General features: G+C 70.2%; 19 protein-coding genes and 1 pseudogene. 8 read left to right on the forward strand and 12 right to left on the reverse strand.

Translation table 11 applies throughout. The annotated features are described in order from the left end of the window. The first annotated feature begins 17 nt into the window (after window positions 1-17). Window positions 18-698 (forward strand): helix-turn-helix domain-containing protein, encoded by a 681-nt coding sequence (locus ACIP6U_RS16220; protein WP_401717393.1) that lies wholly within the window; start codon window positions 18-20, stop codon window positions 696-698. Window positions 699-713: 15 nt separating this feature from the next. Here the strand turns inward: ACIP6U_RS16220 and ACIP6U_RS16225 are convergent, their stop codons facing one another. The 11 genes and pseudogenes from ACIP6U_RS16225 to ACIP6U_RS16275 all read right to left on the reverse strand — a co-directional run bounded on the left by ACIP6U_RS16225 (window position 714) and on the right by ACIP6U_RS16275 (window position 12,269). Then, complete coding sequence (locus ACIP6U_RS16225) at window positions 714-1,109, reverse strand: VOC family protein (protein ID WP_401717396.1); 396 nt, start codon at window positions 1,107-1,109, stop codon at window positions 714-716. Window positions 1,110-1,185: 76 nt separating this feature from the next. Next, the gene (locus ACIP6U_RS16230; protein WP_401717398.1) at window positions 1,186-1,815 is read right to left on the reverse strand and encodes a VOC family protein; all 630 of its coding nucleotides are present in this window, start codon (window positions 1,813-1,815) and stop codon (window positions 1,186-1,188) included. A gap of 107 nt (window positions 1,816-1,922) precedes the next feature. Next, complete coding sequence (locus tag ACIP6U_RS16235; RefSeq protein ID WP_401717402.1) at window positions 1,923-2,948, reverse strand: DUF5954 family protein; 1,026 nt, start codon at window positions 2,946-2,948, stop codon at window positions 1,923-1,925. Window positions 2,949-3,092: 144 nt separating this feature from the next. Continuing rightward, entirely contained in the window at window positions 3,093-4,112 is a 1,020-nt protein-coding gene (locus ACIP6U_RS16240; protein WP_401718516.1) for a LacI family DNA-binding transcriptional regulator, read from the reverse strand. Window positions 4,113-4,296: 184 nt separating this feature from the next. After that, the gene (locus tag ACIP6U_RS16245) at window positions 4,297-5,952 is read right to left on the reverse strand and encodes a family 43 glycosylhydrolase (RefSeq protein ID WP_401717404.1); all 1,656 of its coding nucleotides are present in this window, start codon (window positions 5,950-5,952) and stop codon (window positions 4,297-4,299) included. Between the two features lie 32 nt (window positions 5,953-5,984). Beyond that, window positions 5,985-6,893, reverse strand: coding sequence for a carbohydrate ABC transporter permease (locus tag ACIP6U_RS16250; protein ID WP_401717407.1), 909 nt, complete (start codon window positions 6,891-6,893; stop codon window positions 5,985-5,987). Further along, window positions 6,893-7,777: a carbohydrate ABC transporter permease gene (locus ACIP6U_RS16255; protein WP_401717409.1), complete on the reverse strand. Its 885-nt coding sequence runs from the start codon at window positions 7,775-7,777 to the stop codon at window positions 6,893-6,895. Before ACIP6U_RS16255 ends, ACIP6U_RS16250 begins: the two co-directional genes overlap by 1 nt. Window positions 7,778-7,796: 19 nt before the next feature. Continuing rightward, window positions 7,797-9,131, reverse strand: a complete 1,335-nt coding sequence (locus ACIP6U_RS16260) for an ABC transporter substrate-binding protein (RefSeq protein ID WP_401717412.1) — start codon at window positions 9,129-9,131, stop codon at window positions 7,797-7,799. Between the two features lie 251 nt (window positions 9,132-9,382). Beyond that, a pseudogene (locus tag ACIP6U_RS16265) lies at window positions 9,383-9,583 on the reverse strand (transcriptional regulator); the annotation flags it as partial. Window positions 9,584-9,758: 175 nt separating this feature from the next. After that, complete coding sequence (locus tag ACIP6U_RS16270; RefSeq protein ID WP_401717415.1) at window positions 9,759-10,841, reverse strand: LacI family DNA-binding transcriptional regulator; 1,083 nt, start codon at window positions 10,839-10,841, stop codon at window positions 9,759-9,761. 417 nt (window positions 10,842-11,258) lie between these two features. Continuing rightward, window positions 11,259-12,269, reverse strand: a complete 1,011-nt coding sequence (locus ACIP6U_RS16275; RefSeq protein WP_401717418.1) for a hydroxyacid dehydrogenase — start codon at window positions 12,267-12,269, stop codon at window positions 11,259-11,261. 295 nt (window positions 12,270-12,564) lie between these two features. Here ACIP6U_RS16275 and ACIP6U_RS16280 point away from each other — a divergent pair, with 295 nt between their 5' ends. From ACIP6U_RS16280 to ACIP6U_RS16310, 7 genes are all read left to right on the forward strand, one after another. Continuing rightward, window positions 12,565-13,914, forward strand: coding sequence for an extracellular solute-binding protein (locus ACIP6U_RS16280; protein WP_401717420.1), 1,350 nt, complete (start codon window positions 12,565-12,567; stop codon window positions 13,912-13,914). Beyond that, entirely contained in the window at window positions 13,911-14,954 is a 1,044-nt protein-coding gene (locus ACIP6U_RS16285) for a carbohydrate ABC transporter permease (protein ID WP_401717423.1), read from the forward strand. The genes ACIP6U_RS16280 and ACIP6U_RS16285 overlap by 4 nt, the downstream gene beginning before the upstream one ends. Next, entirely contained in the window at window positions 14,951-15,865 is a 915-nt protein-coding gene (locus tag ACIP6U_RS16290) for a carbohydrate ABC transporter permease (protein WP_401717426.1), read from the forward strand. Before ACIP6U_RS16285 ends, ACIP6U_RS16290 begins: the two co-directional genes overlap by 4 nt. A 56-nt stretch (window positions 15,866-15,921) precedes the next feature. Continuing rightward, the gene (locus ACIP6U_RS16295) at window positions 15,922-17,457 is read left to right on the forward strand and encodes a glycosyl hydrolase family 28 protein (protein ID WP_401717429.1); all 1,536 of its coding nucleotides are present in this window, start codon (window positions 15,922-15,924) and stop codon (window positions 17,455-17,457) included. Next, window positions 17,454-20,813: an alginate lyase family protein gene (locus tag ACIP6U_RS16300; protein WP_401717432.1), complete on the forward strand. Its 3,360-nt coding sequence runs from the start codon at window positions 17,454-17,456 to the stop codon at window positions 20,811-20,813. Before ACIP6U_RS16295 ends, ACIP6U_RS16300 begins: the two co-directional genes overlap by 4 nt. Before the next feature lie 27 nt (window positions 20,814-20,840). Continuing rightward, a complete protein-coding gene (locus ACIP6U_RS16305) occupies window positions 20,841-22,091 on the forward strand; it encodes an alginate lyase family protein (RefSeq protein WP_401717435.1) in 1,251 nt (416 codons plus the stop codon). 129 nt (window positions 22,092-22,220) lie between these two features. Beyond that, window positions 22,221-23,813, forward strand: a complete 1,593-nt coding sequence (locus tag ACIP6U_RS16310) for a carboxylesterase/lipase family protein (protein ID WP_401717438.1) — start codon at window positions 22,221-22,223, stop codon at window positions 23,811-23,813. Here ACIP6U_RS16310 and ACIP6U_RS16315 read toward each other — a convergent pair. Continuing rightward, complete coding sequence (locus tag ACIP6U_RS16315; RefSeq protein WP_401717441.1) at window positions 23,695-25,569, reverse strand: glycoside hydrolase family 127 protein; 1,875 nt, start codon at window positions 25,567-25,569, stop codon at window positions 23,695-23,697. The two genes, ACIP6U_RS16310 and ACIP6U_RS16315, sit on opposite strands and share 119 nt — an antisense overlap. Window positions 25,570-25,694 lie beyond the last annotated feature (125 nt).

Consider the following 25,694-nt stretch of genomic DNA (forward strand, 5'->3'; position numbering starts at 1 on the left):
GGCGTAGCCTGATTCACGTGTACACGGAACATGCGTCCCGGCTGACCGGCGCGGTCGTGTGGACGAACACGCCGTCCCCGGCCGCACCGGGACGGGTGCTGCCCGACGGCTGCATGGATCTGCTGTGGCACGAGGGGCGACTGCTGGTCGCAGGACCCGACACCCGTGGATACGTCACCGAGGGCGCCCCCAGCCCCTGGGCGGGCGTCCGCTTCTACCCCGGCACCGCGCCCGTGCTCCTGGGCGTGCCCGCGCACGAACTGCGCGACCGGCGCGTGGAGCTCACGGAACTGTGGCAGGCCGCCCGCGCACACCGGCTCACCGCACGCGTGAACGCGGCCCCCGACCCGGCGCACGGACTCGACGAGGCGGCCCTGCGCCTGGCGGCGGACGCCGACGCCCCCGACCCGCTCCTCGGCCACCTGGTGACGGCACTCGACGCGGGCCGCCCCGTCGCCGCCGCCGCCGACGAACTCGGCCTGGGCCCCCGCCAGTTGCACCGACGAGCCCGGTCCGCCTTCGGCTACGGCCCCAAGACGCTGGCCCGGGTCCTGCGGCTGCAACGCGCCCTGCGGCTGGCCCGCCGGGGCATGCCGTTCGCGGACACCGCGGCCGCGGCCGGCTTCGCCGACCAGGCCCATCTGGCGCGGGACGTCAAGGAGTTGGCCGGACTGCCGCTGGGCGAGCTGCTGCGGTAGCGGCGCGCGGGCGGGCTACTGGGGCAGGGGCGCGAACAGGTCGACGCCGTTTCCGTCCGGGTCGTGCACCGTCGCGTACCGCTGCCCCCAGACCGCGTCCCACGGCTTGAGCTCCCCGTGGTACCCGGCACCCACCAACTCCTCGTACACCGAGTCGACTTCGGCGGGCGCCGCACACCGGAAGGCGAGCGCGACCCGCCCACCGCCGACCGGCGCCTGCCACCCGGCGTGGAACGAACGGATGGTCTCCTCGGTGTCCAGGGCCAGCTTCAGCCCACCGGGCAGTTCGGCCTCGACATGGGGCAACTCCTCGACCCCGTCCGGGAAGACGAGCCCGAGCCGACGGTAGAAGGCGAGCGAGGCGGTCAGGTCGGAGACGACGAGGCCGATCACGGAGAATTGTGGAGTCATGCGAGCACCGTAGGCAGGCCGCGCCCGCCGGGTCTTGAAGGAATCGGACACGCGGGCCCGACCCTCGCCGCCGCCCTCAGAAGGTGACCGGCCCCCGAGGTGTGTCCACGGTGAACGAGAGACCGAACGGCCCCTCGGACAGGGCGAGTTCGGCCTCCACCGCGGCCAGCAGCGGCCGGATCTCGTCGGGGTCGGGCGCCGTCGCGGACAGGGCCAGCAGGGGAGTGGCGGGCAGAGCGGACGCCGTCGGGTGGTCAGAGGCCTGCCAGTCGATGAGGAACGGCACAAGCCCGGACGGATGCGCGGTGTCTCCGTCGGTCAGCCGCCACTCCAGAAGGGTGCCGTCGGGCCGGCGCCGGCTCATCGGGTGGATGCGCCCGGGATCGTAGCCCCGCGCACGGGCACCCGCGACCGCCGCGTCGAGGTCGGGCGGGCTGACCGCCCAGGTCACCGTCCGTGCGGTGGCCAGCTCGTCGACGTCGAAGGGGCGGGGACCGCTCGGCTCCGGCTGTTCCGGGTCGGGTCCGATGATCTCCAGATAGCTGCGGCCGCCCAGCGACACGAGGTAGTTGCGGGTGCCGAAGCCGACATGGACACCGCCGGGCGCGGGCGCCACACCGGTGCGCCGCGTGAAGTCGGCGACCGTCGCGGCCAGATCGGGGGTCGCGAGGACGAGATGGTCCAGTCGCGCGGGAATGGCGTTCATCGCAGCAGAGGCTACGGGGCGCGGTGGCCTGAATGGAACACCTGTGTGGCAGGGAGGGTGAGGCCTGGGGAGGTTGCTCGCTGGGCCGTTCTCGTCCCACCGCCCGATCAGTCCCCGTGCGTGAGCGTGCCGTCCTCCGACATCCTGGGGTGCAGCTTCATGGGGCCGTACGCGTCCACGTCCGAAGGGCGCGGGGACTCCGGGCCGTTCGGGCCGGTGCGCAGGATGCGCTCCACCCGGCAGATCCGGAAGAGACGGTCGTCGACGCGGAACTCGTCCGCACGCCCGAGAGCGCGGAACTCCTGGGCCGCCGCCGCGTACCTGGCCTTGGTCCGGTCGTCGAGGCCGAACAGCAGCGCCCACATCTCGGCCAGGCCGTCGTACAGCATCCGGCGGGCCGCGTGCGGGGTCGGTGCCAGGACGCCGAGCGGTCGCCAGCCGCCCTCGGGCTCGACCCGCTCGACCACGCCGAAACCGGTGGGGAGCAGGACCGGCTCCGGATGGGTGGCGACGGACTTCTCGGAGTCCGTGCGGACCTCGACGGGGAAGTGGGCACCGGTGTACGTGAAGGCGCGCAGCCCGAGTTGGATCGCCCCCGCGGACGGGCCCTCGGCGAGCCCGGGGTCGATGGTGAAGCCGATGTCCCGGAGTTTGTGGTCGCGTGCCTGCCGGTCCCACAGCCGGATCGTCGGCTCGGGATCGGTGGGCCGGGGCGGCTCCGGGCCGCCGTCCCCGATCCGCGCGAACTCGTCGCCGCGCACGACGCGGTAGTGCACCCCGCACGCCGACACCTCGTCCACCCGCTCGCGCTCCAACACGGCGACACCCGCCAGCAGTTCACGCCGTACGGCCCGGTCGTCGGTGTCGTCCTTCGCGGTGAAGAACAGGTACGACTGCAACCCGTCCCGCGCCATCTGCGGCACCCGGTCCACGACCGGCTTCAGCACCCGCCACCGGGGCCCCACCGCCGGATCCTGGGCGGCGATCCCGAACACCGGTCCCCGCAGGGCGAGTCGGGGATAGCGCCGGGCACCCTCCATCGCGTCGGCCTCGCGCACCCAGGCGGCGGGGTCGTCACGACGGATCAACTCCTCGTGGAGCGCGTCGATCTGTTGCTGCCAGTCATCGGACATGAACGCATTGTGTCGAGTCCGCCGGGCGCGGACACCCGAACCGACGCAACTTCCGCCGAGGTTGGACAGGAACCCGGCACGGAAGCCGGGAAGAGGGTAAAGAGCGTGCCGACGTGACAGGTGTCGGCGGAAGTCGGCGACGAGTCACGCCCGCGGGCGTGCCGTACTGCTCCGTTCCACCAGCCGCGTCGACAACTCCGTACGCGTGCTCTCCGGGCGCTCGCCCTCCATCATGCGGACCAGCAGCCGCAGGGCCGTCGCCGCCATCTCGGCCAGCGGCTGGCGGACCGTGGTCAGGGCCGGGGCGATCCAGCGGGACTCGGGCAGATCGTCGAAACCGACCACGCTGACGTCGTCGGGCACGCTCAACCCCCGTTCCGCCAGGGCCTCGTAGACACCCAGCGCCATCCGGTCCGAGCACACGAACACCGCCGTCGGCGGCTCGCGCAGATCGAGCAGGTCCAGCATCCGCCGCCGGGCCGCGCTCTCGTCGAAGCCGGCGTGCCGGACGTACTCGGGACGGTGGCGCACCCCGGCCGCCGCGAGCGCCGAACGGTAGCCGGCCACCCGCGCGCTGCTGCACATCTTGTGCTGATGGCCCGCGACGACCGCGATCCGCTCGTGGCCGAGGGCCATCAGATGCTCGGTGGCGGTGACCCCGCCCTGCCAGTTGGCCGCCCCCACCGACACCACGCCCGGCGGCGGTTCGAGCACCGGGTCGATCAGCACGTACGGGATCCGGCGCTGCTCCAGCCAGGAGTACTGCGCCGGAGTCAGCTCGGCCAGGTTGAACAGCACCCCGGACGAACCGCGCACGACCAGCTTGTCCAGCCAGCCGCGCTCCGGATGCCCGGTGCGGGTCCGGTTCAGCGCCGCCGAGACCACCACCTCCAGGCCCGCGTCGTGCGCCGCCGCCTCCACGCCGTGCAGCACGGCCCCCGACCAGGAGGTGTCGAGCGCGTGGACCACGAGGTCGACCAGACCGGGCACCTTCGACGTGTCGAAGCGGGGTCTGCGTACGTAACCGAGCCGGTCGAGCGCCTCCGTCACGCGGCGGCGCGTCTCGGGCGCCACGTCCTCCCGCCCGTTGACGACCTTGGACGCGGTCGGCACGGACACCCCCGCCTCACGGGCCACGACCGCCAGCGTCGGCCCGGCGGCCACGCTCGCATTCCCCGTACGGACCATCGGGAACCACCTCTCCGGCCCGCCCGAGGGCCAGCGAAAATTTCGACCAGCGACGAAGCGGTAAGCGCTTCCTACCCTAGGTTCACCGCAACGCACCGGGAAGAGGTTGGACTTCGCAGGCTTGGAACGTCCCTGACTTTCGAAACTTCGAACAGGGTGGCTACCGACAGTTGAGCCGAAACCCGGTGAAGTCGGCGGTGAACGCGGCGTCGACGAGGTCCACGGCGTGGATGCCGACCATCGCGCCCGTGAAGCGCAGCTTGGTCCCGTGGTCGTCGGAGAGCTTGCTGAAGTCGAGCACGGGTCCCACGGGGGTACGCGCCGCGCGCTCGACGCGAGTGCCCGCCTCGCCCTCAACTGCCGTGCGCGCGCTGCCCCCGACGGCGTACCAGAAGCGCGCGTCCACGCCGTCCACCGTCACCCCGAGAGTGAGCGGCCCGTGCACGTCCGCGCCGATGTCGACCACGGCAGCCTGCCGGGTGGCGGACTCCTCGCGCTCGACGAGACGGAGAACGGTACGACCCCTGCCCTGCCACTGCTGCCCGTGCTGCTCCTCGCCTTCCGGCTCCGCCCACGTCACATCGAGGCTCACATGGGCCTCGGTGCCGTAGAAGAGCAGCAGCCCCGCGGCCTGCGTGAACGTCCGTGGCCGAGCCTCGACGGTGACCTCGGCCTCCGCCCGATGCTCGGTGATCCGCTGAGCAAGGAGACTCTGCGCCCACCGCGACTCGGGCCCGTGCCGACCGCGCAGCCGGATCCAGCCGGGGCGGGTGTGGCCATCGGCCCAGGACGGATCGGGATATCCGCGCGGGGAGCTCCACGGCCAGCCCAACTCGCCAAAAGGCAGGCCTGTCGGCACATCAGGGCGTGCGGAAGAAGCGCGAGGCGTCGGTACGTCGACCTCGACCGCCGGATGATGGCCGCCCTGCCGAAGCCGGGGCCACCCCTCCGCGTCCCACACCACCGCCTGGACCGCGGTCTCCCGCCCGAGCGGACAGCGCGGCCCACCACCGGTGTCCAGCGGACGAGCCGTCAGATGGCTCAACACCCAGTCCCCGCCCGGCAGTTGGACCAGTTCTCCGTGCCCCGCCTTCTGCAACGGCAGCGAGGGATCGTCCCGGGAGGTCAGCAACGGCCGGTCGTCGAGCGTGTACGGACCCGTGAGCGAGCGGCTCCGCGCCACCCGCACGCCGTGCTCGAACCCCGTACCCCCTTCCGCGAGCAGCAGGTGGTACCACCTGTCCCTGCGCACCAACTTGGGTCCCTCGATGAGGCGTTCGTGCTGGACCAGCAGATGCGTACCGCCGATCGGAGCCAGCGTCTCGCGGTCCAGCTCGCTCACCACGATGCCGGCGAACCGCCGTCCGCCCGGGCGGTGGTCGTTCTGCAGATTGAGCAGCCACAGCCGGCCGTCCTCGTGGAAGAGCGCGGGGTCGAAGCCGTGACCGGCCACCCGCCGGGGAGCGCTCCACTCGCCATCCACCTCAACTGCCGTGCTGACGTACACATCCGCGTCGAAGTACGCCGTCCCCACCGACCGCACGACCGCGTACACCACCCAGAACCGCTCGCCGTCCCAGCTCAGCGAGGGCGCCCAGATGCCGCCCGAGTCGGGTACCCCGGCCAGCGAGTCGCCGGGTACGGCGCCGCGCACATGGCCGGCGTACTCCCAGTGCGCGAGGTCGCGGGAGCGGTGGACGGGGATGGTCGGGAACCACTCGAAGGAACTGTTCGCCACGTAGTACCAGTCACCGACCCGCACCATGGAGGGATCGGGGGCGAAACCGCGGAGAACGGGGTTGCGCAGCAAGGTCACTTGAGAACGTGGCTCCTGGCTCGCCTCAGGGCTCACTTGAGTGCTCCCAGGGTGACTCCGGTGCGCCAGTACCGCCGCATGGCGACCATCATGATCGCCATCGGGACGATGGAGAGCAGCGCGCCGGTCAGCACCAGGCTGGTGAGGTCGACGCCGGACTCCAGGCGTTTGCCGGACCAGTTGTACAGGCCCAGGTTGAGCGTCCAGTTCTCCTCGCCGCGCAACACGGTGAGCGGCAGGAAGAAGGCGTTCCAGGTGTTGACGAAGGCCAGCAGGAAGACGGTCGCCCCGCCCGTCGTCATCATCCGCAGCACGATGCTGAAGAAGATCCTGAGCTCACCGGCCCCGTCGATCCGGGCGGCCTCCAGCAGCTCGAAGGGGATGGTGGCCTCGGTGTACACCTTGGCGAGATAGACGCTGAACGGGTTGATCAGACAGGGGATCAGCATCGCCCACGGGGTGTCGACGAGCCCGATCTCCGAGAACATCAGATACAGCGGCAGCGTCAGCAGGGCGATCGGGATCAGGAACGACCCCACCACGCACGCGAACACCAGGTTCCGTCCCGGGAACTGGAAGCGGGCGAGCCCGTACCCCGTGGCGAGGGCGAGTAGCGTGCCGCCGAGGGAGCCGACACCGGCGTACAGGAACGAGTTGGCGGTCCAGCGCAGGAAGATCCCGTCCTCGTAGGTGAACAACTGCCGCAGATTTCCCCACAGATGCCACCCGGAGAACCACAGCCCGTTGCTCTGATAGAGCCCCGTACGGTCCTTCGTCGAGGCGACGATCAACCACCACACCGGGAACAGGCTGTAGACACTCGCCAGCACCAGCCCGACGAGCAGGAACCGCTGCCCGCCCCGCGAGCGCGAAGCGCGGTCCGGCGTGCTGATCCTGCCCGACTGCCGTACTTTCGCGCGCGGTTCCTCGGTGATCGTCATCAGTCGACCTCCCTCGAAGTGAGCCGGTAGAAGAGGAAGGAGGCCATGCCGAGGATGAGTGCCAGCAGGACCGACAGGGCGGCGGCGTAGTGGTAGTTGCCGGCGTTGAACGCCTGGTTGTAGATGATCATGATCGGCGTGAAGCTGTCGCTGACCGTCTGCGGGGTGATGTTCCGGAACAGCGCGGGCTCGTTGAAGATCTGCAGCATCTGGATGACGGAGAGCATCCCGGTGAGCACCAACGCGCCCCGCACATAAGGGATCTTGATGCTGAGGGCGATCCGCGGCTCCGAGGCCCCGTCCAGCCGGGCGGCCTCGAACAGCTCACGCGGGACGCCCTGGAGCGCCGAGTAGATGATGACCATGTTGTAGCCGATGCCGTGCCAGGTCAGCAGGTTGCCGATGGACGGCCACACCATGGAGGGCGCGAAGAAGTTCCAGTCGAAGCCGAACACCTCGCCGAGCGGGGTCAGCGGACCGACGGCCGGGCTGTACAGGTTGATCCACACGAGCGCGGCGACCACACCCGGGATCATGTACGGCACCAGCAGCACGATCCGGAACCGGCTCGCGGCCCGGGAGGCGAGCGCGTCCAGGAACAGCGCGAGCAGCAGACTGATGACGAGCATCACCGGGATCTGCACACAGGCGAACAGCGCCACCCGCAGCACGGACCCCATGAACGCCGAATCGGTCAGCCCCTGCCGGTAGTTGTCGAACCCGGCGAACTTCTCGGTCGACCCCCCGAGCCCCAGCCCGGACTGCTGCTCGCGGAACAGCGACTGATGGACGGCATACCCGATCGGGAGCAGATACAGAAAGACGAAGCCGAGCTGGAAGGGCACCGTGAAGGCGGTGCCTTTCCAGCGCAGTGAGCGAGTCATCGTCGATCGACCTCAGCCTCTAACCCTCGACACTGATGCCGCGGGACTTCAGGTCCTTGACCGTCCACTCCTGCATGTGCGCCAGCAGATCGGTCACCTTCTGCTCCTTGCTCACGACCTTGGCCCAACCGGCCTGCATCTCGGTGAACATGGCGGTCCAGTCGGGCCCGAAGGTCCAGTCGGTCGTCACGGTCCCCAGGCTCTCGGTCACCACCTTCTGCGCGGCCTGGTAGTTGCTCCCGAGCAGCTTCTCGGAGACCGCCTCACCCACGTACGACTGACTGTCGGCCAGCGCCGGCATCACGCCGTTGCCGGTGGTGGGGGAGGCCATCGTCTTCACGGCACCGGCGTCGGTGGACATCCACAACGCGGCCTCCGCGGCCTGCCGGACGTTCTTGCACTGCTTGGTAACCAGCGTCACGCTGCCGGTCAGGTTGGTCCCCGCGGGCGTCTTGGCGGCCTCACCGGCATACGTCGGCCACGGTGAAAGGGCCCACTTCCCGAAGGACTTGGTGAAGTTCTGCACCATGCCGGCCATCTGCCAGGTCGAGATCTGCCGGGTCGCCGTCCCGCCCTCGTCGTAGTTGCGCTGCACGGCGGCGTAGTCGGCGAAGGACAGCTTGGAGTTCAGATCACCGTCGATGATCTCCTGAATCACCTTGGCGGCCTTGAGACTTCCCGCGTCCTGGAAATCCACCTTCCAGGAGTTGCCGTCGATGGCGTACCAGTGCGCGCCGGCCTGCATGGCGAGCACCTCCAACGTACTCGGGTCCTCCCCGGCGAAGTTGGTGATCTTCACCCCGTGCTTCTTCAGCACCTTGCCGGCGGCGATGAAGTCGTCCCAGGTGGCCGGCGCGTCGATCCCGTACTTCTTGAAGAGATCGGTCCGGTAGATGGTGAAGTTGGGGGAGGAACTCGTGGGCACGCCATACGACTTGCCCTGCACCTGAGCACTGGCCCAGGCACCGCCGTTGAACTTGCCCTTGCTGCCGTCCACGTACTGGCTGATGTCGGCGAGCGCCCCCTGCGAGACCCAACTGGTCACGTACTCGGCGGTGTTCTGCACGAGACAGGGGGCGTTGCCCGCCTTCACGGCGTTGGTCAGCTGCTTCTGCATGGTCAGCTGGTCGGTCACCTTGGTGTACTTGAGCTTGACGTCCTTGTGGGCGGCGTTGAAGGCCTTGACCACCGCCTCCTGACCGTTGGCCCAGCCCCAGAAGGGCAGGGTGACCGGACCGGACGACTTGGTGCCGCCCCCCGAGTCCGACCCGCCGCAGGCGGCGAGCAGACCCGTCAGCGCGATTCCGGCGACGGCGGCGTGGGCGAACCTTCTCCGGGAGCTGGTGAAGTTCATCTGACCGTGATCCTTCGGGGATTGGGCGTTCTCAGCGGAAGGGGGACGCTGCGGAAGTTGTAGAAAGCGGTTGTCGTGAAGGTAGGTGGGCAGTCGGGCCCGTAGCAAGAGGTGTGCGCGAACTTCTTCGCTGAGGTTGGGATATGTGCTGGTAGAACGCGGAAACCGGTTACGAAACGATGGCGCAACCGGTTCCCGAAACTTGGCGCGGCCCTGCGCCAGTCCGCTCCTCTCGGACCGGCGGGGAGGGGCTAGTGATCCGCGTGCTGCCTTTGCTGCCCCTGCGGGGTCTCGGGCCGCCGGATCCACGCGTCCAGCAGCCGCAGAGCCTCTTCGGAGCCGGAGTCTGCCGCGGCGGTGTAGACACTCAGCCGCTGGTCCGGGTCGGCGGGCGTGGTGAGGGACTCGCAATTGAGGATGAGCGGACCGACGACCGGGTGGTGGAAGTGTTTGCTCGTCCTGCATCCTCGGGGCCCGTCAGGATGCCCCCGACCGGAGCGCCGCCCTCAGCCGTCCTGCCGAGCACGCTGTCGTCGGGTCCTGGACGCCGACGGCCCCGGACCGCCCGACGATGTCGCCGCCGTCGCCCTCACCAGCGGCGGAAGAACAAGCTCAGCGCGGACCGCCCTAGCCGGCCGGCGGCCGCACCGAGTTGCGTACGACGACATGGGTGCCCAGCACCACATGGTCGCCGTCACCTCCCTTGCGCCGCCCCGAGCCGCCCTCGCGCCGGTCGGCCACCGCGCGCAGGGCCACCCGGCCCATCTCCTCGTACGGGACGTGCACGGTGGTGAGTTGAGGGGTCAGCTGGGAGGCCAGCGGGATGTCGTCGTAGCCGACGATCGAGACGTCCTCCGGCACCCGCAGCCCCGCCGCCCGCAGCGCCTGCATGGCACCCGCGGCGACGACGTCGGTCCCGGCGAGCACGGCGGTGAACTCCAGTCCCGCCCCCAGGCTCTCCTCCACGGCCTCGTACCCGTGCTCGTAGTCGTAGGGACCGTGCCGCACCATGCCCGGCTCGAAAGGCACCCCGTACGCCTCGAAGGCCCGCTGGGCGCCTCTCAACCGCCCTTGCGCGGTGGTGAGTTCGGCGTGCCCCGGCAACACGAGCACCTTCCGGTGACCGGCCGACAACAGATGGCTGGCCATGGCGTAGGCGCCGCCCTCGTTGTCGTAGTCGACGGTCGTGGCCGGCACGTCGCCCTCCAGCGGAGGCCGGCCCACCAGCACCAGATGCGAGCCCGCGGCATCCAGGGACCGTGCGAACCGGGCCATGCGCAGCTGGTACTCGTCGTAGTCGTAGGCGCCGCCCAGCAACACCACGGCTGCGACGCCCTGTTGCCGCATGAGGTTGACCAACGCCAACTCCCGCTCGGGGTCGTCCCCGGTGGTACCCACCAGCGACAGCCAGCCCCTCAGCGTCGCCGCGCCCTCAACTCCCTTGGCCACGTGGGCGAACGCGGCTCCGGTGATGTTGTTGATGAGGATGGCGACGGTCGGGGTCCCGCCGCCCGCCAGCGACCGGGCATGCGCGTTGGTGACGTAGTCGAGATCCTTTACGACCTTCATCACCCGCCGCCGCAGCTCCTCCGACACCGGATAGTTCCCGGACAGCACCCGGGAGACGCTCGCGACGGAGACGCCGGCCCGCTCGGCCACGTCACGGATGGTGGCCCGCCCGACATCACCGGCAGCCTTGCGCTGACTCACGGCCAGGACTCCTCGAACTCACTGCATCCCCACCGGAACAGATCAGTCACCGGCGCGGAAACCGTATCCCATCCAAACCTCCGTCCCCCCAAGCCACCACAGGCAGACGGCAAGGGCCCACCAACGGCTCGTGTGCCAACGCGCCGGCCGCGAGAGAGCCGTAGGGGCGTGCCGGTGTCGAGAGACCGAACGCGCGGAGGCGCGAAGCGCTGAGCACGATCGGGCTCTCGACACCGGCATAGAGCGCCCCGGAGGCGACCGAGCAAGACATTGTGCACGGCACATGTAGAAGTCACCGCCAAATGCCGTTCCCGCAAACCCAGTTCACCCACCGTCATCCAGCTCACCCACCCCTTGCTCAAACCACTTCAAGCCAAGCCACCCCAACCAAACGCACCCAGCTCAAACGCACCCAACTCAAGCCACCCGGACCAAGTCCACATACCGCACCTCATGCCCCAACCCCACCCCCTCCGCGACCCGCTCCAACTCCTCCACCACGATCAGTCCGAGTCGCTCCAGCTCGTTCCCGAGGGACCCGGCGATGTGAGGCGTGAGAAAGACATTGGGCAGCCGGTACAAGGGCGACTCCCCAGGCAGCGGCTCAGGCTCCGTCACATCGAGCACCGCATGCAACCGCCCGGAAACCAACTCCTCCACCAGTGCATCGGGATCGACCAACGCCCCCCGAGACGTATTGATCAGCACACCCCCGTCCCGGATCAGCGCGAGCCGCGACGCGTCGAGCATCCGATACGTCTCCGGGATGTCCGGCGCGTGCAGCGACACGATGTCACTCCGCCGCAGCAACTCCTCCAACCCGACCAACTCGGCCCCGAGCACCTCTGCCTGACTGACCGTCACAAACGGGTCGTACAGCAGCACCGAGAAGTCGAACGGCCGCAACAGCTCCAGCAGCCGCCGTCCCACCCGCGACGCCCCGATGACCCCGACCCGGCGCCCGACGTTGCCCGTGCCGGCGGTCTCCGCATGCGACGGGTGCCGGTGCTCGGCGCGGAAGCGCTCGCGGTGGGTGAAGGCGTCCTTCCCGGTGAGCAGGATCATCGCCAGCGTGTACTCCGCGACCGGCAGCGCGTTGCCGGTCACCGCGCTGGAGACGGTGATCCCGCGTTCCCACACCGCGTCCCCGACCAGCGAGCGGACGGAGCCGGCGGCGTGCAGGACGGTGCGCAGCCGGGGCGCGGCGGCCAGGACGTCGGCGTCGAGGCGGGGACAGCCCCAACCGGTGATCAGGACCTCGGCCTCGGCGAGGGCGCCGGCCACCGCCGGGTCGGCGAAGTCCCGTACCACGAGCGTGGGATCGAGATCGGAGGCGTGCGTCAGCCGACCCATGAGCGGCGGCGGGAAGAGCAGGGGAAGATGCACGGGATCCATCGCGAACACGGCCCTGGGCTGCGGGTTGGGCATGACTCTCCTGACCACGAGATCTGAGCACGGGATGGAAACATTTTCAGAAAGCGCCTTCTACCGTAGATCTACCGTAGGTCTCCCGAGAAGGGCCGGTCAATCACTCCGACCGAAGGCCAACCGGTTGCCGAATGCACGGCGAACGCGAGGCCGCGTTCCCCACCTCCCAGCACCCCCAGAGTTTTCGAAACTTGGTCATCCCTCTTGACGGCCCCAGCGGCCGGAAGGAAGCTCCCTCCACTGCCTGTAGAAACCGGTTCCCGAAAACTTCTCAGCGCAGAGACTTGGAGGGTTCATGCACACCCAGGCCGGTGCTCCGCCCAGCCGCCGCCGCTTCCTCGCCCTGTCGGCGGGGGGCGCCGCGGTCGGCGCGGTGGCGTTGAGCGGCTGCGCCCTGCACGTGGCCGGTGCCGCGACCGGCGGCGGCGAGCGCGTCACCGTGATGGCCAAACTCGACGACATCGCCCCGGAGTTGATCCAGCAGGCGCAGCAGGAACTCGGCATCGGGATCACCGTGGTGCAGGACGACATCACCCGGCTGATCGCGATGCTCACCAACGGCAGCCCGCCGGACCTGGTGCGCGGCAGCGGCGCGCTCGACACGCCGTACTTCGCCGCTCGGGGCGTGGCCGAGAACCTCGACCCGTACTTCGCGAAGTCCACCGTCCTCAAGGTGGACGACCTGGCCCCGGCCAACGACCTGTGGCGTTACGACGGCCACACCCAGGGCAAGGGCCCCCGCTACGGCATGGCCAAGGACTTCTCGCAGGACGCGATGTTCTGGTACAACGCGGCGCTCTTCGACAAGGCGGGCGTCGACCACCCGCCCGACACCGAGCCGACCACCTACGAGGCCTGGCTGGAGAACGCCAAGCGGCTCACCCAGGTCAAGAACGGCCAGACCACCGTCTACGGCGGCAGTTACAACGGGCTGGGTCTCGGCATCCTCTTCACCAACCTCACGGCCGCCGCCGGCGGCAGCCTCTTCTCCGCCGACTTCGGCCGCGTCGACTTCACCACCCCCGAGGCCCGCAAGGCCCTTGCCTGGTACGTCGACTACGCCAGGGCCAGGGTCGGACCGAGCCTTGTCCAGCCCAACCCGGACGGCTGGGACGGCCCCACCTATGTCGCGAACCGGATGGCCATGTCCGGCAGCGGCTACTGGCTGGGCGGCATGATCAACGCCGAGCCGAAGCTGGCCGAGGTGTCCCGCCTCGCACCCGCGCCCGTCTTCGAGGGCGGCCCACGGCTCAGTTCCTGTCAGGGGGCCACCGGCATGTGGATGCCGAAGAAGGCACGCAACAAGGACGCGGCCTGGCGGGTCTTCGAGTGGTTCTTCGGCGAGGGACCGGCCAGGGCGCGCGCCGAGGGCGGTTGGGGGATCCCGAGCCTGAAGTCGCTCCAGCCGCTGATGCCGCACAAGGAGGACTACCAGCAGCGCGTCATCGAGGTGCAGCAGGCCGAGTCGAAGCACTTCTCGGTGACTCCGTTCACCCCGTACATCAAGTGGGACGCGCTGGAGGCTCTCATCAACCAGGTCATTCCGGCCGCGATGAACGGCCGGATCTCCGTCGACACCCTCGCCGGACGCCTCACCTCGGTCGTCAACGAGCAGCTGAAGCGCGGTAAGGAGCAGGTGGGATGACAGCCGAACAGATCCCCGAAGCCGTACGGCGGCCCCGAACCGCCGCGCCCCCCGGCACCGGACGCACCACCTCCGCCCACACCACCCCCACCCGCACCGGCGCGGGCCACTCCACCCACCTGCCCCGCACCTCCATGACGGCCCGCAGGCGCCGGGCGTTCTACCTGTTCACCTCGCCCTGGATCATCGGGTTCGCGCTGCTGACCGTCGGTCCGATGGCGTACGCGCTCTGGCTGAGCTTCACCACCTTCGACGGCATCTCGCCGCGCTGGCGCTACGTCGGCCTCGGCAACTACCGCGAGCTGCTGTCCGATCCGGTGACCTGGGACTCCCTGGGCCGGGCCGGGGTGTTCGCGCTCACCTCCGTACCGCTGTCGATCGTCGCGGGACTCGCCCTCGCGGTCCTGGTCAACCGCCCCATCAAGGCGCGCGGTCTGTTCCGCACGCTGCTCTATCTGCCGGCCGTGGTGCCGCCGGTCGGCGCGGGGCTGATCTTCAAGCAGCTCTTCAACCGGGACTCGGGTGCCGCCAACGGTGTCCTGCACGTCTTCGGCATCGACGCCCTCGCCTGGCTCGACGACCCGTACGCCCGCTACGTGATCCTGATGGCGGTGCTGTGGGGCGCCGGGAACGTCATGATCATCTCGCTGGCCGGCCTCCAGGACGTACCCCGTGAACTCCACGAGGCGGCCCGGATCGACGGCGCGAGCGCGTGGCGGACCTTCCGCAGCATCACCGTTCCGCTGCTCTCGCCGGTGCTGTTGTTCCAGGCCGTGACCGGGATGATCGCGTCGGTGCAGACGATCATGCCGCTGCTGATCGCGCCCATCTCGACTCCCGCCGGAGTCACGGGGATCCCGCAGACCAACTACATGTACATGATGCACGTGTTCGCCCAGTACTTCGCGATGGGCCGCTACGGCTACGCCTCCGCGCTCCTGTGGGTGCTCTTCGTCCTGATCCTCGTCGTCACCGGGATCGTCTTCAGGGCCACGTCCGGAGTGGTGTTCTACAACGTCGATCCGGAGGCGAAGAAGTGACGTCGACGAGCCTGTCCCCGAAGGGTGCGTCCCCGAAGCCCACGGATGCGAAGCCCACGGACGCGAAGTCCGCGGAAGCCGCCGGCGTCCGTATCCGCGTGAACCGCCTCGTCCTCTACACCGTCCTCGTCGTGATCACCGGTCTGATGCTCGGCCCCTTCGGCTGGCTGATCGTCACCGGCCTCAAGACGACCCCCGAACTGGCCGCCTCCCCGGTGCACTGGCTGCCCGACCGGATCCAGTGGCACAACTTCGCCGACGCCTTCACCCAGATCGACTTCTTGGGCTACGCCCGCAACTCCCTCATCATCGCCCTGATCTACGCCACCCTGGTCACCCTCAGCTCCGCCTGGGTCGGCTTCGGCTTCGCGCGCCTCAACGCCCCTGGAAAGAAAGCCCTGTTCGGGGTGCTCCTCGGCTCGATGATGCTGCCGCAGATGATCACGCTGTTCCCGACCTACCTCATCTTCGCCAAGCTCGGCATGGTCGACACGTACTGGCCCTGGGTGCTGTGGGGCCTGGCCGGCGCCCCCTATCTCGTCTTCCTGTTCCGGCAGTTCTTCGCCGGGATGCCCAGGGAGCTGGAGGAGGCGGCGATCGTCGACGGCTGCGGGTACGCGGGGATCTTCTGGCGGATCTTCCTGCCGCAGTCCTGGCCGGTCCTGGCCGCGAGCTTCGTGATCGCCTTCACCTGGAGCTGGGGCGACTTCATCGCGCCGATGCTCCTGCTCTCCAACGACCGCACCACGCTCTCCGTCGCCCTCATGACCTCGTACGTCACTCCGGGCGGCCTGCCCGTGAACAACCTGCTGGCCGCGGGCTCGGTGATGTACGTCGTGCCCGTCCTGCTCATCTTCCTCGTCGCCCAGCGCGGCTTCGTGGCCGGCATGTCGACGACCGGCCTCAAGTAGCCCCTCTCGTAACCCCTTTGGCAGCCCCTTCCGCACCACCTCGCAAGGAGTCGCAGATGAACACGCCCCTGTCCCGTCGTACCGCCCTCCAGGCGGTCGGCGCCACCACCCTCGCCGCCGGTCTGGCGGGCGGTCTGCCGGCCACGCCGGCCCAGGCCGGCGACCACGGCCACAACCCCCGTCCGAAGCTGGTCACTTACCCCCGCCCGGCCACCATGCCGACCAACACCTCCTTCAAGGTGCGGGCCCGCACCGCCCCCGACGGCGAGTGGCAGACGCTCGACATCTGGCGGCCGCAGCTGGAGGAGATCAACGCCACCACCGGCTCCGGCAAGGTCTACAACTCCTCGATGGTGTACTTCGACTTCCGCGGTTCCGTGGAGCTGGAGGTCACCTACCTCAAGGGCGGCACCACCAAGGCCCGGGTGAGACCGGACGCGCTCGGCATCACGCCCGAACTCCTCGGCGACACCCTGCGGTTCACCCTCGACGAGCCGCGCGACATCGTCGTACAGATCAACGACGAGATCTTCGACTGCCTGCACGTCATCACCAACCCCCTTGAGAAGCACGCCCCTTCGGCCGACGACCCGGACGTCATCTACTTCGGACCCGGCGTGCACACCGTCACCGGCAACGTCCTGACCGTCCCCAGCGGCAAGACCGTGTACCTCGCGGGCGGCGCGGTGCTCACCGCCCAGGTCTACTTCAAGGACGTCGAGCGGGCCCGCCTCACCGGACGCGGCGTGCTGTACAACAACCCCGGCGGCGCGATCCTCTGCGAGGGCAGTAAGAACATCCGCGTCGAGGACGTGATCATCCTCAACCCGGCCGGTTACGCGGGCACGTTCGCCGAGAGCAAGCACGTCCGTATCACCAAGGCGCGCGCGTTCAGTTCGAAGGGCAACGGCGACGGTTTCGACGTCTTCTCCTCGACCGGGATCACCTTCGACGGCTGCTTCATGCGCAACTCCGACGACTGCATCGCCATCTACTGCCACCGCTGGGACTACTACGGCGACACCCGCGACATCACCGTCAAGAACTGCACCCTGTGGGCCGATGTCGCCCACCCGATCAACGTCGGCACGCACGGCAACTCCGACGCGCCCGAGACGATCGAGAACCTCGTCATCAAGAACATCGACGTCCTCGACCACCGCGAACCCCAGATGAACTACCAGGGCTGCATCGCCCTCAACCCCGGCGACTCCAACCTCATCAAGAACGTGCGGATCGAGGACGTACGGATCGAGGACTTCCGCTGGGGCCAGGTCATCTACATGAAGGTCATGTACAACACGAAGTACAACACCTCGGTCGGACGCGGGATCGACGGCGTCTACGTCAAGAACCTCACCTACACCGGCACCCGTGCCAACCCGTCCCTCCTCCTCGGCTACGACGCCGACCACGCGATCAAGAACGTCACCTTCGAGAACCTGGTGATCAACGGGCTGGTGGTCGCCGACTCGATGAAGAAGCCGACCTGGTACTACACCACCGACTCGGTCCAGTGGTTCTCCAACGAGCACGTGACGAACCTGAAGTTCCTCACGACCGCCGAGGCCGAGGCGGCCGCCGCGTCATGACCGTCCCGACTCCCGTGCCCGTTCCCGCTCCCGTCACCCCGAGCCGCCGGGGCTTCCTCGGCGGTACGGCCGCCGCCCTGCTGCTGGCGTCGGGCGCGAGCGGCCTGCTCGTGCCCGGCCGGGCGGTGGCGGCCGGCGGCGACTCCGAGGTGACCTTCTCCCACCCCGGCCTCCTGCACACCGCCGCCGACCTCGCCCGGATGCAGGCGGCAGTCGCCGACAGACAATCCCCGGTCCACGACGGCTACTTGGCGCTCGCGGCCCACGCCCGCTCCTCCTCGTCGTACGTCGTCCAGAACACGGGCCAGATCACCTCGTGGGGCCGCGGCCCCGCCAACTACCAGAACCAGGCGGTCGCCGACTCGGCCGCCGCCTACCAGAACGCCCTGATGTGGTGCGCCACAGGGGAGCGCACCCATGCCGACAAGGCCCGCGACATCCTGAACGCGTGGTCGGCGTCCCTGACGACGGTCACCGGCGCCGACGGACCGCTCGGCGCGGGCCTCCAGGCCTTCAAGTTCGTCAACGCGGCCGAACTCCTGCGCCACACCGGCTATGACGGCTGGGCGCCGGAGGACATCGCCCGCTGCGAACGGTCGTTCCTCGACGTCTGGTATCCGGCGGTGTCCGGCTACATGCTCTACGCCAACGGCAACTGGGATCTGACGGCCCTTCAGACCATCCTGGCCATCGGCGTGTTCTGCGAGGAACCGGTCCTCTTCGAGGACGCCCTGCGCTTCGCCGCGGCCGGCGCGGGCAACGGCAGTGTGCTCCACCGCATCGTCACCGACGCCGGCCAGGGCCAGGAGTCCGGCCGCGACCAGGGCCACGAACAGCTCGCCGCCGGCCTGACCGGCGACCTCGCCCAGGTCGCCTGGAACCAGGGCGTCGACCTGTGGTCCCTCGACGACCACCGCATCCTCGCCAACTTCGAGTACGCCGCCCGCTACAACCTCGGCGGCGACGTCCCCTTCACCCCCGATCTCGACCGCACCGGCAAGTACATCAAGACGTCCGTCTCGGCCGTCTCGCGCGGCACCCTGCCGCCGATCTACGAGATGGCGTACGCGCACTTCGCCGGCGTGCGCGGCCTCGACGCCCCGTACACCAGGGCCGCCGTCTTCCGCGGCACCGGCGGCGCCCGGGTCGTCGAGGGCAGCAACGACGACCTGCCCAGCTGGCGCACCTTCACCTGCGCCGGCACCACCGCCCCGGCACCGACCGCGCCCACCGCCCCGGCCGGCGTCACCGCGACCGGAGCCGACGACTCCGTCACCGTGGCCTGGCTGCCGTCCAGTTGGGCGGACACGTACACCGTCCGCCGCGCCACCCGACCCGAGGGCCCCTACGAGAAGATCGCCACCGGAGTCGTTCAGCCGACCTACCGCGACCGCCGGGTTCGGCGGGGACGGACGTACCTCTACACCGTCCGCGCCACCAACTCCCAAGGCAGCAGCGGTGATTCGCCCACCGTCTCCGCCATCGCCGGCCTCCCCGGACCCTGGTCCACTCAAGACCTCGGCGACGTACGGATCCCCGGCTCCGCCGCCTTCGACGGAGAGCGCTTCGTCCTGGAGGCGAGCGGCACCGCCGACACCTACCGGCTCGCCCACCTCCCACTGCGCGGCGACGGCACGGTCACCGCGCGGATCGTGTGGCCGCTCAGCTCGCAGTACTCCAAGATCGGCGTCACCGTCCGCGCCTCGCTGGACGCCGGCGCGCCGCACGCGGCCATGCTGATCCAGGGGCTGCCGCTGCACACCTGGAGCGGGGTGTTCTCCACCCGGCCCGCTACCGGCGCCGAGATCTCCGCGACCGGCAGCACGTCCGTGCCGCCCGCGCAGCAGCAGGCGATTACGACGTCGGCCGCCTTCCCGATCTCCGACCTCGGCACGCTGCCCGAGTCGGCCACCCCGCTCGAAGCCCCGTACGTCGAGGGCGCGGGCGACGGCTACCGGTTGCGGGCGCCCTACTGGGTGCGGGTCGCCCGCAGGGGCCGGCGACTGACCGGCGCGATCTCCCCGGACGGCATCCGCTGGACCCAAGTCGGCTCCACCGAGGTCGAGTTGGGACGCACGGCGTACGCCGGCCTGGTCCTCACCTCCTGCCTCGGTGTCGACGCGGAGTACGCCGAGACCGGCACCGGAGCCTTCGACAACGTCAGCGTGACCTCCGCGTCCGGCGAGGTGTGGTCCGTGCCGCGCCCCGCCCGCACCGTTACCGACCTGCGGGCCGAAACCGGTGCCGACGCCGTCGAGTTGGCCTGGACCGACCCCGACCTCGCCGCCCGGTTCACGGTGCTGCGGGCCGCCCGCGCCGACGGCCCGTACCGCACGATCGTGACCGGTGTCGGCGCGGTCGGCTTCGGCACCCGTGTCCGGTACGCGGACGCGACGGGGGCGCCCGGCTCGACGTACCACTACGTCGTCGTGAAGACCAACACCGCCGGCCGCGGCCCGCGTTCGCGGTCCGCCGCGGCGGCGATGCCCACGCCCACGGTTCCCCGGCTCACCTCGGCCACCACGCTCTTCGCCAACAAGGACGTGCCCTTCCGGTACCAGCTGCGTGCCGCTCACGAGCCCGTGCGCTTCACCGCGGACGGCCTGCCCGAGGGGCTGCGCGTCGACCGCCGTACCGGCCTGATCTCCGGAACGCCCACCGGGACGGGCGAGTTCACGGTCACTGCCGGTGCGGGCAACGCGGCCGGTGTCGGCTCCGGCACCCTCGCCCTCACCGTCGGTGCCGCGCCGCCCGCGCCGTGGACGTACGGCGACCTCGGCGACACCGTGCTCGACGACCGTGCCTTCGGGACGCTGGGCGTGGTCGCGATCACCACGCCGGGCAGCACGTCGTACGCCGGCGGGGTCTTCACCGTGCGGGGCGCGGGAGTCGATCTGAACGCCAACGGCCAGGGGATGACAGGGCAGTTCGTGCGGCGGCCGGTCAGTGGTGACTGCGAGGTCGTCGCCCGGATCGTCTCCCGCGGTGGCGTGAGCACCGACCGCGTAGGGCTGCTCATGGCGAAGTCGCTGTCGCCGTTCGACCAGGCGGCGGGGGCGATCGTCACCGGCGGGAGCACCGCTCAGCTCATGCTCCGCAGGACCGTGGCCGGAGCCTCCGCCTTCACCGGTGGCGCGCCCGTCACCCTCCCCGCCCTGCTGCGGCTGAAGCGCGTCAGGACCGCCTTCGGCGCAGCCCTGTCCACCGATGACGGCGTCACCTGGACCCCCCTCGCCGACGGAGTGATCCCCGGCTTCGGTGACGCCCCCTACTACGTCGGACTGGTCGTCTGCTCGCGCAGTCAACTCGTCCGCTGCACCGCCGAGTTCGACGAGGTGAGCATCACGCCCACCTGAGCCGTCATGGATTGGAGATGCACAGGAATGAGCCGCACATCCCCCCACGAGCACCTCCGCACAACCGAGTTGAGCCGCCGCGGTCTCCTGAGGACCGCCGGTGGCCTCACCGCCGCCCTCGCCCTGGGCGGCACCACGGTGGCCACCGCCGCGCACGCGGCTCCGGCGACCTTCACCCACCCCGGCATGCTGCACAATGCCGGCGACATCAACCGGGCCAAGGTCAGGGTCGCTGCGGGAACCGACCCCTGGCTGTCCGGCTGGAACCGGCTGACCGCCAACTCCCACTCCCAGTCCACCTGGACCAACCGGGCCACCGCCACGATCATCCGCGGCGGCACCGGACAGAACTACAGCCTGCTCTACAACGACATCGCCGCCGCCTACCAGAACGCGCTGCGCTGGAAGGTCGGCGGCACCGAGGCCAACGCCGTGTGTGCCGCGAACATCCTCAACGCCTGGTCGTCGACGCTGACCTCGGTCACCGGGAACGCCGACCGGTTCCTCGCGGCCGGCCTGTACGGCTGGCAGTTCGCCAACGCCTGCGAACTCATGCGGGACTACAGCGGTTTCGACCTGGCCGCCGCCCAGGAGCTGCTGGCCAACGTCTTCTACCCGCTCAACAACAGCTTCCTGACCAACCACAACGACGCCTGCATCACCAACTACTGGGCCAACTGGGACCTGTGCAACATGGCCTCGATCCTGGCCATCGGGATCCTCAACGAGGACAGCGCCAAGTACGACCAGGCCGTCACGTACTTCAAGTCCGGGGCGGGCAACGGCTCGATCGCGCACGCCGTGCCGTACCTGTACACCGACTCCGACGGCTACGCGCTCGGCCAGTGGCAGGAGTCGGGTCGCGACCAGGGCCACACCGTCATGGGCATGGGCCAGATGGGCGCGATCTGCGAGATGGCCTGGAACCAGGGCGACGACCTCTACTCGTACGACAGCCGTCGCTTCATGAAGGCCGCCCAGTACGTCGCCAAGTACAACGCGGGCAGCGACGTGCCCTTCACCACCTACACCTGGGGCACCGGGCAGAGCTGCGCCCAGTCGTCCCAGACGGTGGTCTCCGCCGCGTCGCGCGGCCAGATCCGGCCGGTGTGGGCGATGCTCCACTTCCACTACAACCGCCGGATCGGCCTCGACGACAAGTACATCTCCGCCATGTACTACAACCTCGTCGCCCCCGAGGGCGGGGGAGGTGACTACGGCTCCGACAGCGGCGGCTACGACCAGCTCGGCTTCGGCACCCTGATGTACGCCAAGTAGGGACCCTGGCCAAGCAGCGCCCTGTACGCCAAGTAGCCGTCTCACCGCGCTCTGCACCGGAATACCCGAGCGATCTGTGGTGCTCTGTTGTTCACGGTGCGGTAGCGCGGTGGGAAGGCTGGTGGGCAGATGACAGCAGTCGGGGCAGCAGTGCAGACGGACCCCGTGGCGGGCACGCCGTATGGGGCCGTGCGCGGCCGGTACGAGCACGGGATCGCGGTGTTCCGGGGCATTCCCTACGCGGCGCCTCCCTTCGGTCCCCGCAGGTTCCGGCCGCCCGTGCCGCCCGAGCCCTGGGACGGGGTGCGGGACGCGGGCGCCTTCGGGTCGACGGCGCCGAAACCGCCGTACTCCGAAGCCTTCGCGAAGCTGCTCGCCGACCCGGTCGTGCCCGGTGACGACTGCCTCAACCTCAACGTATGGACCCCCGAGCCGGGGCCCGGCGCCAAGCTCCCGGTGCTGGTGTGGCTGCACGGCGGCGCTCTGACCAGGGGTTCCTCCGCCGTGCCGGTGTACGACGGGCACACCTTCGCGCGGGACGGCGTGGTCTTCGTGTCGGTGAACTACCGATTGGGCGTCGAGGGCTACGGGCTGTTCCCGGACGCTCCCGCCAACCCCGGGCTGCGCGACCAGCTGGCCGCGCTGGAGTGGGTGCACCGGGCGATCGGCGCGTTCGGCGGCGACCCGGACCGGATCACCCTGGCCGGACAGTCCGCGGGGGCGATCAGCATCGGCGCCCTGCTCGCCGCCCCGCAGGCGCGGGGCCTGATGCGGCGGGCGGTCCTGCAGAGCGGGCCGCCCGAGGCGTTCGACCGGGACAAGGTACGGCGGATGGTGCGCCGGATGGCCACCCGGCTGAAGGTCCCCGCGACCGCCGCGGCCTTCGCCGAGGTCGACCGCGAGCTGCTGCTGCGGGTCCAGGCCGACGTCGGCCGGCTCAGCAGCCCGGTGCTCGGCGGCCCCACCTTCGGGCTCGTCGTCGACGGCGACCTCGTCCCGCGCGACCCGCTGGAGGCGCTCGTCGACGGCGACGCCTCGAAGGACGTCGACCTGATGCTGGGCTGGACCCGCGACGAGTACCGCCTCTGGCTGGTCCCCGGCGGACTCCTGGAGCGCGTCGACCGGCTCGGCGCGGTCGCTCTGGCCGGGGCCATGGCCCGCTGCCACTGCGGTACCGAGGTGCCGCGCGGCTACCGCGCCCTGCACCCGGAGGCCGGTACCGCCGAGATCGTCGGCCAGCTCGTCACCGACCACCTGCTGCGCCTTCCGCTGCACCGCCTGGCCGAGGCCCGCCCCGAGCGGAGCCACGTCTACGAGTTCGCCTGGCCCTCCGGCCTGCCCGACCTCGGCTCCTGCCACGGCCTGGAGCTGGGCTTCGTCTTCGACACCGGCGACGTGCCCGAGTCCCGCAGACTGGCCGGCGACCACGCCCCGCAGGAGCTGGCCGACGCCATGCACGGTGCGTGGGTGCGGTTCGCGACCGACGGGGACCCCGGCTGGCAGCGCTGGGACGACTCGCACCCCGTTCGGATCTTCGACGCGGGCGAGCCGCGCACCGCGTACGGGCCGCGCGACGCCGAGTTCGCCCTGTGGGCGGCCGACGTCACTCCCGCGGAATCCACACCCGCATCGGTCCCGCCCCTCGGTTCGCCCACACGTGGTACGGAACTGCGGTCAGTGGTACGACGTCTGCGCCTGCCCGGCTCCGTCCGTCGGCCGTGACCACGGTGACGCCGCCCAGCAGCTCCGGCTCGTGCCGGGCGCTCAGGTGGGCGTCGTGCGGGAGGGTGAGCTCCTCGAACGGGATGCCGGCCCGCTGGTCCTCGCCCTCCAGACAGTGCACCAGCGGGCCGCGCTCGATCGCGACACAGCCGCGGACGCCGTCCACACGCGCGTCCGGCAGGGTCAGCCGGGGGCTCAGGTCCAGGTCGACGGTGAGCGAGTCCCCGGGGTGCCAGCGCCGGCGCAGCCGCAGCCAGCCCGGCACCGTCTCGGCGGGCGAGTCCCCGTTCGGGGCGGTCGCCGTGAAGTCCGGGCACCAGGACGGGATGCGCAGCGACAGCGTCCAGTCCGCGTCGGCGGGCGCGGCCTCGACGGTCACCTCGATCCGGCCCCGCCACGGATAGTCGGTCTCGACCCGGACCCGGCCGCCGCCGGCCTCGTACACACCCGTCGCGTACTGGTGCAGTTGCAGCCCCTCGGCGTCGCCGCTCGCCATGTAGTGGGGGAGCGAGGCGAGCAGCCGCATCACGTTGGGCGGGCAGCAGGCGCAGCGGAACCAGGGCGTGCGGCGCACCGAGTCGTCACCGCCGAACTCCTCGTGCGCCTCCCGGACTTGAAGCGGATTGACGTACAGCCAGCTGTCGCCGTCCAGGCCCACGCCGGACAGGAAGCCGTTGAACAGCGTCCGCTCGACCAGGTCCGAGTACTTCGCCTCGCCCGTCAGCAGCGCCATCCGCCAGGACCACTGGACGGAGGCGATCGCGGCGCAGGTCTCGGCGTAGGCGCGGTCCGGGGGCAGTTCGTACGGGTCGCCGAAGGACTCGCCGTCGTAGCGGGCGCCGAGCCCGCCGGTGAGGTAGGTCTTGGTGCCCGCCATCGCGGCCCAGATCCGCTCCAGCGCGGCCCGCAGCCCAGCGTCCCCGGCCTCCACCGCGAGATCGGTCGCCCCGGCCAGCAGATACAGCTGTCGTACGGCATGACCGGTGACCGTCGTCGCCTCGCGCACCGGGACGTGGTCCTGCCAGTAGCCGGCGCCCGGGTCGCGGCCTGCGCCCTCGCCCAACAGGCCCTGCCCGCGCCGCTCGACGAAGTACGCGGCGAGGTCCAGCCAGCGCTGCTCCTCGGTCTCCCGGTACAGCTCCATCAGCGCGGTCTCGATCTCCGGATGCCCGCACACGCCGTCGATCGCCCGGTCCGGCCCGAAGAGCGTGTCGACGAGCACCGCGAACCGCACGCCGATGGCGAGGAGTTCGAACTTCCCGGTCGCCCGATGGTGCGCCACGGCCGCCTGGAGGAGATGGCCCGCGCAGTACAACTCGTGCCCCCAGCGCAGGTCCTGCCACCGCTGCTCGGGCCGGGCGAGCCGGTAGTACGTCTGCAGATAGCCGTCAGCCTCCTGGGCACCGGCCAGCAGGGTAATCAACTCGTCGACGTGCGCGGTCAGTTCGGAGTCGCTGTGGGTTTCACTGTCGTCATCGGCGCGGTCGGCGAGTTGCCAGGACGCGGCCTCCAGCCACTTGTGCACGTCAGAGTCCTGGAAGGGGTAGTCGCCGACGAAGGCGCCCTTGCCGTCGGCGGCGGCTCGGAGGTTGGCGAGATTCCCGGCCGCCTCCAGCCGTTCGGGACCCTGCGGGATGCTGACCTCGGCGTTCGTACGGCGCCACGCGGCCCAGAAGCCGCCCGTGATCCGCGCCGCGGAGGCCGGACGCAGGGCGGTGGACGCGCGGCCGGTGGGACGGATCGGGCCAGTGCTCATACTGGGCGCTCCGGGATGAGAAACCGTTTTCCGACGGCGCGAGCCTAGGAAACGGGACCGATGCGGACAAGGGGGCGCTCGGGGTGACGGGGTTGCGCGGGCCGCCCGCTTCGAGCTGCCCGCCG

It is taken from the genome of Streptomyces sp. NPDC088794 (genome assembly GCF_044750545.1).
GTDB lineage: Bacteria > Actinomycetota > Actinomycetes > Streptomycetales > Streptomycetaceae > Streptomyces.

Bases quoted from the DNA above. Each gene is read 5' to 3' on its own strand.
- ACIP6U_RS16225 (WP_401717396.1), bottom strand. From the start codon at position 1,109: ATGACTCCACAATTCTCCGTGATCGGCCTCGTCGTCTCCGACCTGACC.
- ACIP6U_RS16230 (WP_401717398.1), bottom strand. From the start codon at position 1,815: ATGAACGCCATTCCCGCGCGACTGGACCATCTCGTCCTCGCGACCCCC.
- ACIP6U_RS16235 (WP_401717402.1), bottom strand. From the start codon at position 2,948: ATGTCCGATGACTGGCAGCAACAGATCGACGCGCTCCACGAGGAGTTG.
- ACIP6U_RS16250 (WP_401717407.1), bottom strand. From the start codon at position 6,893: ATGACGATCACCGAGGAACCGCGCGCGAAAGTACGGCAGTCGGGCAGG.
- ACIP6U_RS16255 (WP_401717409.1), bottom strand. From the start codon at position 7,777: ATGACTCGCTCACTGCGCTGGAAAGGCACCGCCTTCACGGTGCCCTTC.
- ACIP6U_RS16260 (WP_401717412.1), bottom strand. From the start codon at position 9,131: ATGAACTTCACCAGCTCCCGGAGAAGGTTCGCCCACGCCGCCGTCGCC.
- ACIP6U_RS16275 (WP_401717418.1), bottom strand. From the start codon at position 12,269: ATGCCCAACCCGCAGCCCAGGGCCGTGTTCGCGATGGATCCCGTGCAT.
- ACIP6U_RS16280 (WP_401717420.1), top strand. From the start codon at position 12,565: ATGCACACCCAGGCCGGTGCTCCGCCCAGCCGCCGCCGCTTCCTCGCC.
- ACIP6U_RS16285 (WP_401717423.1), top strand. From the start codon at position 13,911: ATGACAGCCGAACAGATCCCCGAAGCCGTACGGCGGCCCCGAACCGCC.
- ACIP6U_RS16295 (WP_401717429.1), top strand. From the start codon at position 15,922: ATGAACACGCCCCTGTCCCGTCGTACCGCCCTCCAGGCGGTCGGCGCC.
- ACIP6U_RS16300 (WP_401717432.1), top strand. From the start codon at position 17,454: ATGACCGTCCCGACTCCCGTGCCCGTTCCCGCTCCCGTCACCCCGAGC.
- ACIP6U_RS16305 (WP_401717435.1), top strand. From the start codon at position 20,841: ATGAGCCGCACATCCCCCCACGAGCACCTCCGCACAACCGAGTTGAGC.
- ACIP6U_RS16310 (WP_401717438.1), top strand. From the start codon at position 22,221: ATGACAGCAGTCGGGGCAGCAGTGCAGACGGACCCCGTGGCGGGCACG.
- ACIP6U_RS16315 (WP_401717441.1), bottom strand. From the start codon at position 25,569: ATGAGCACTGGCCCGATCCGTCCCACCGGCCGCGCGTCCACCGCCCTG.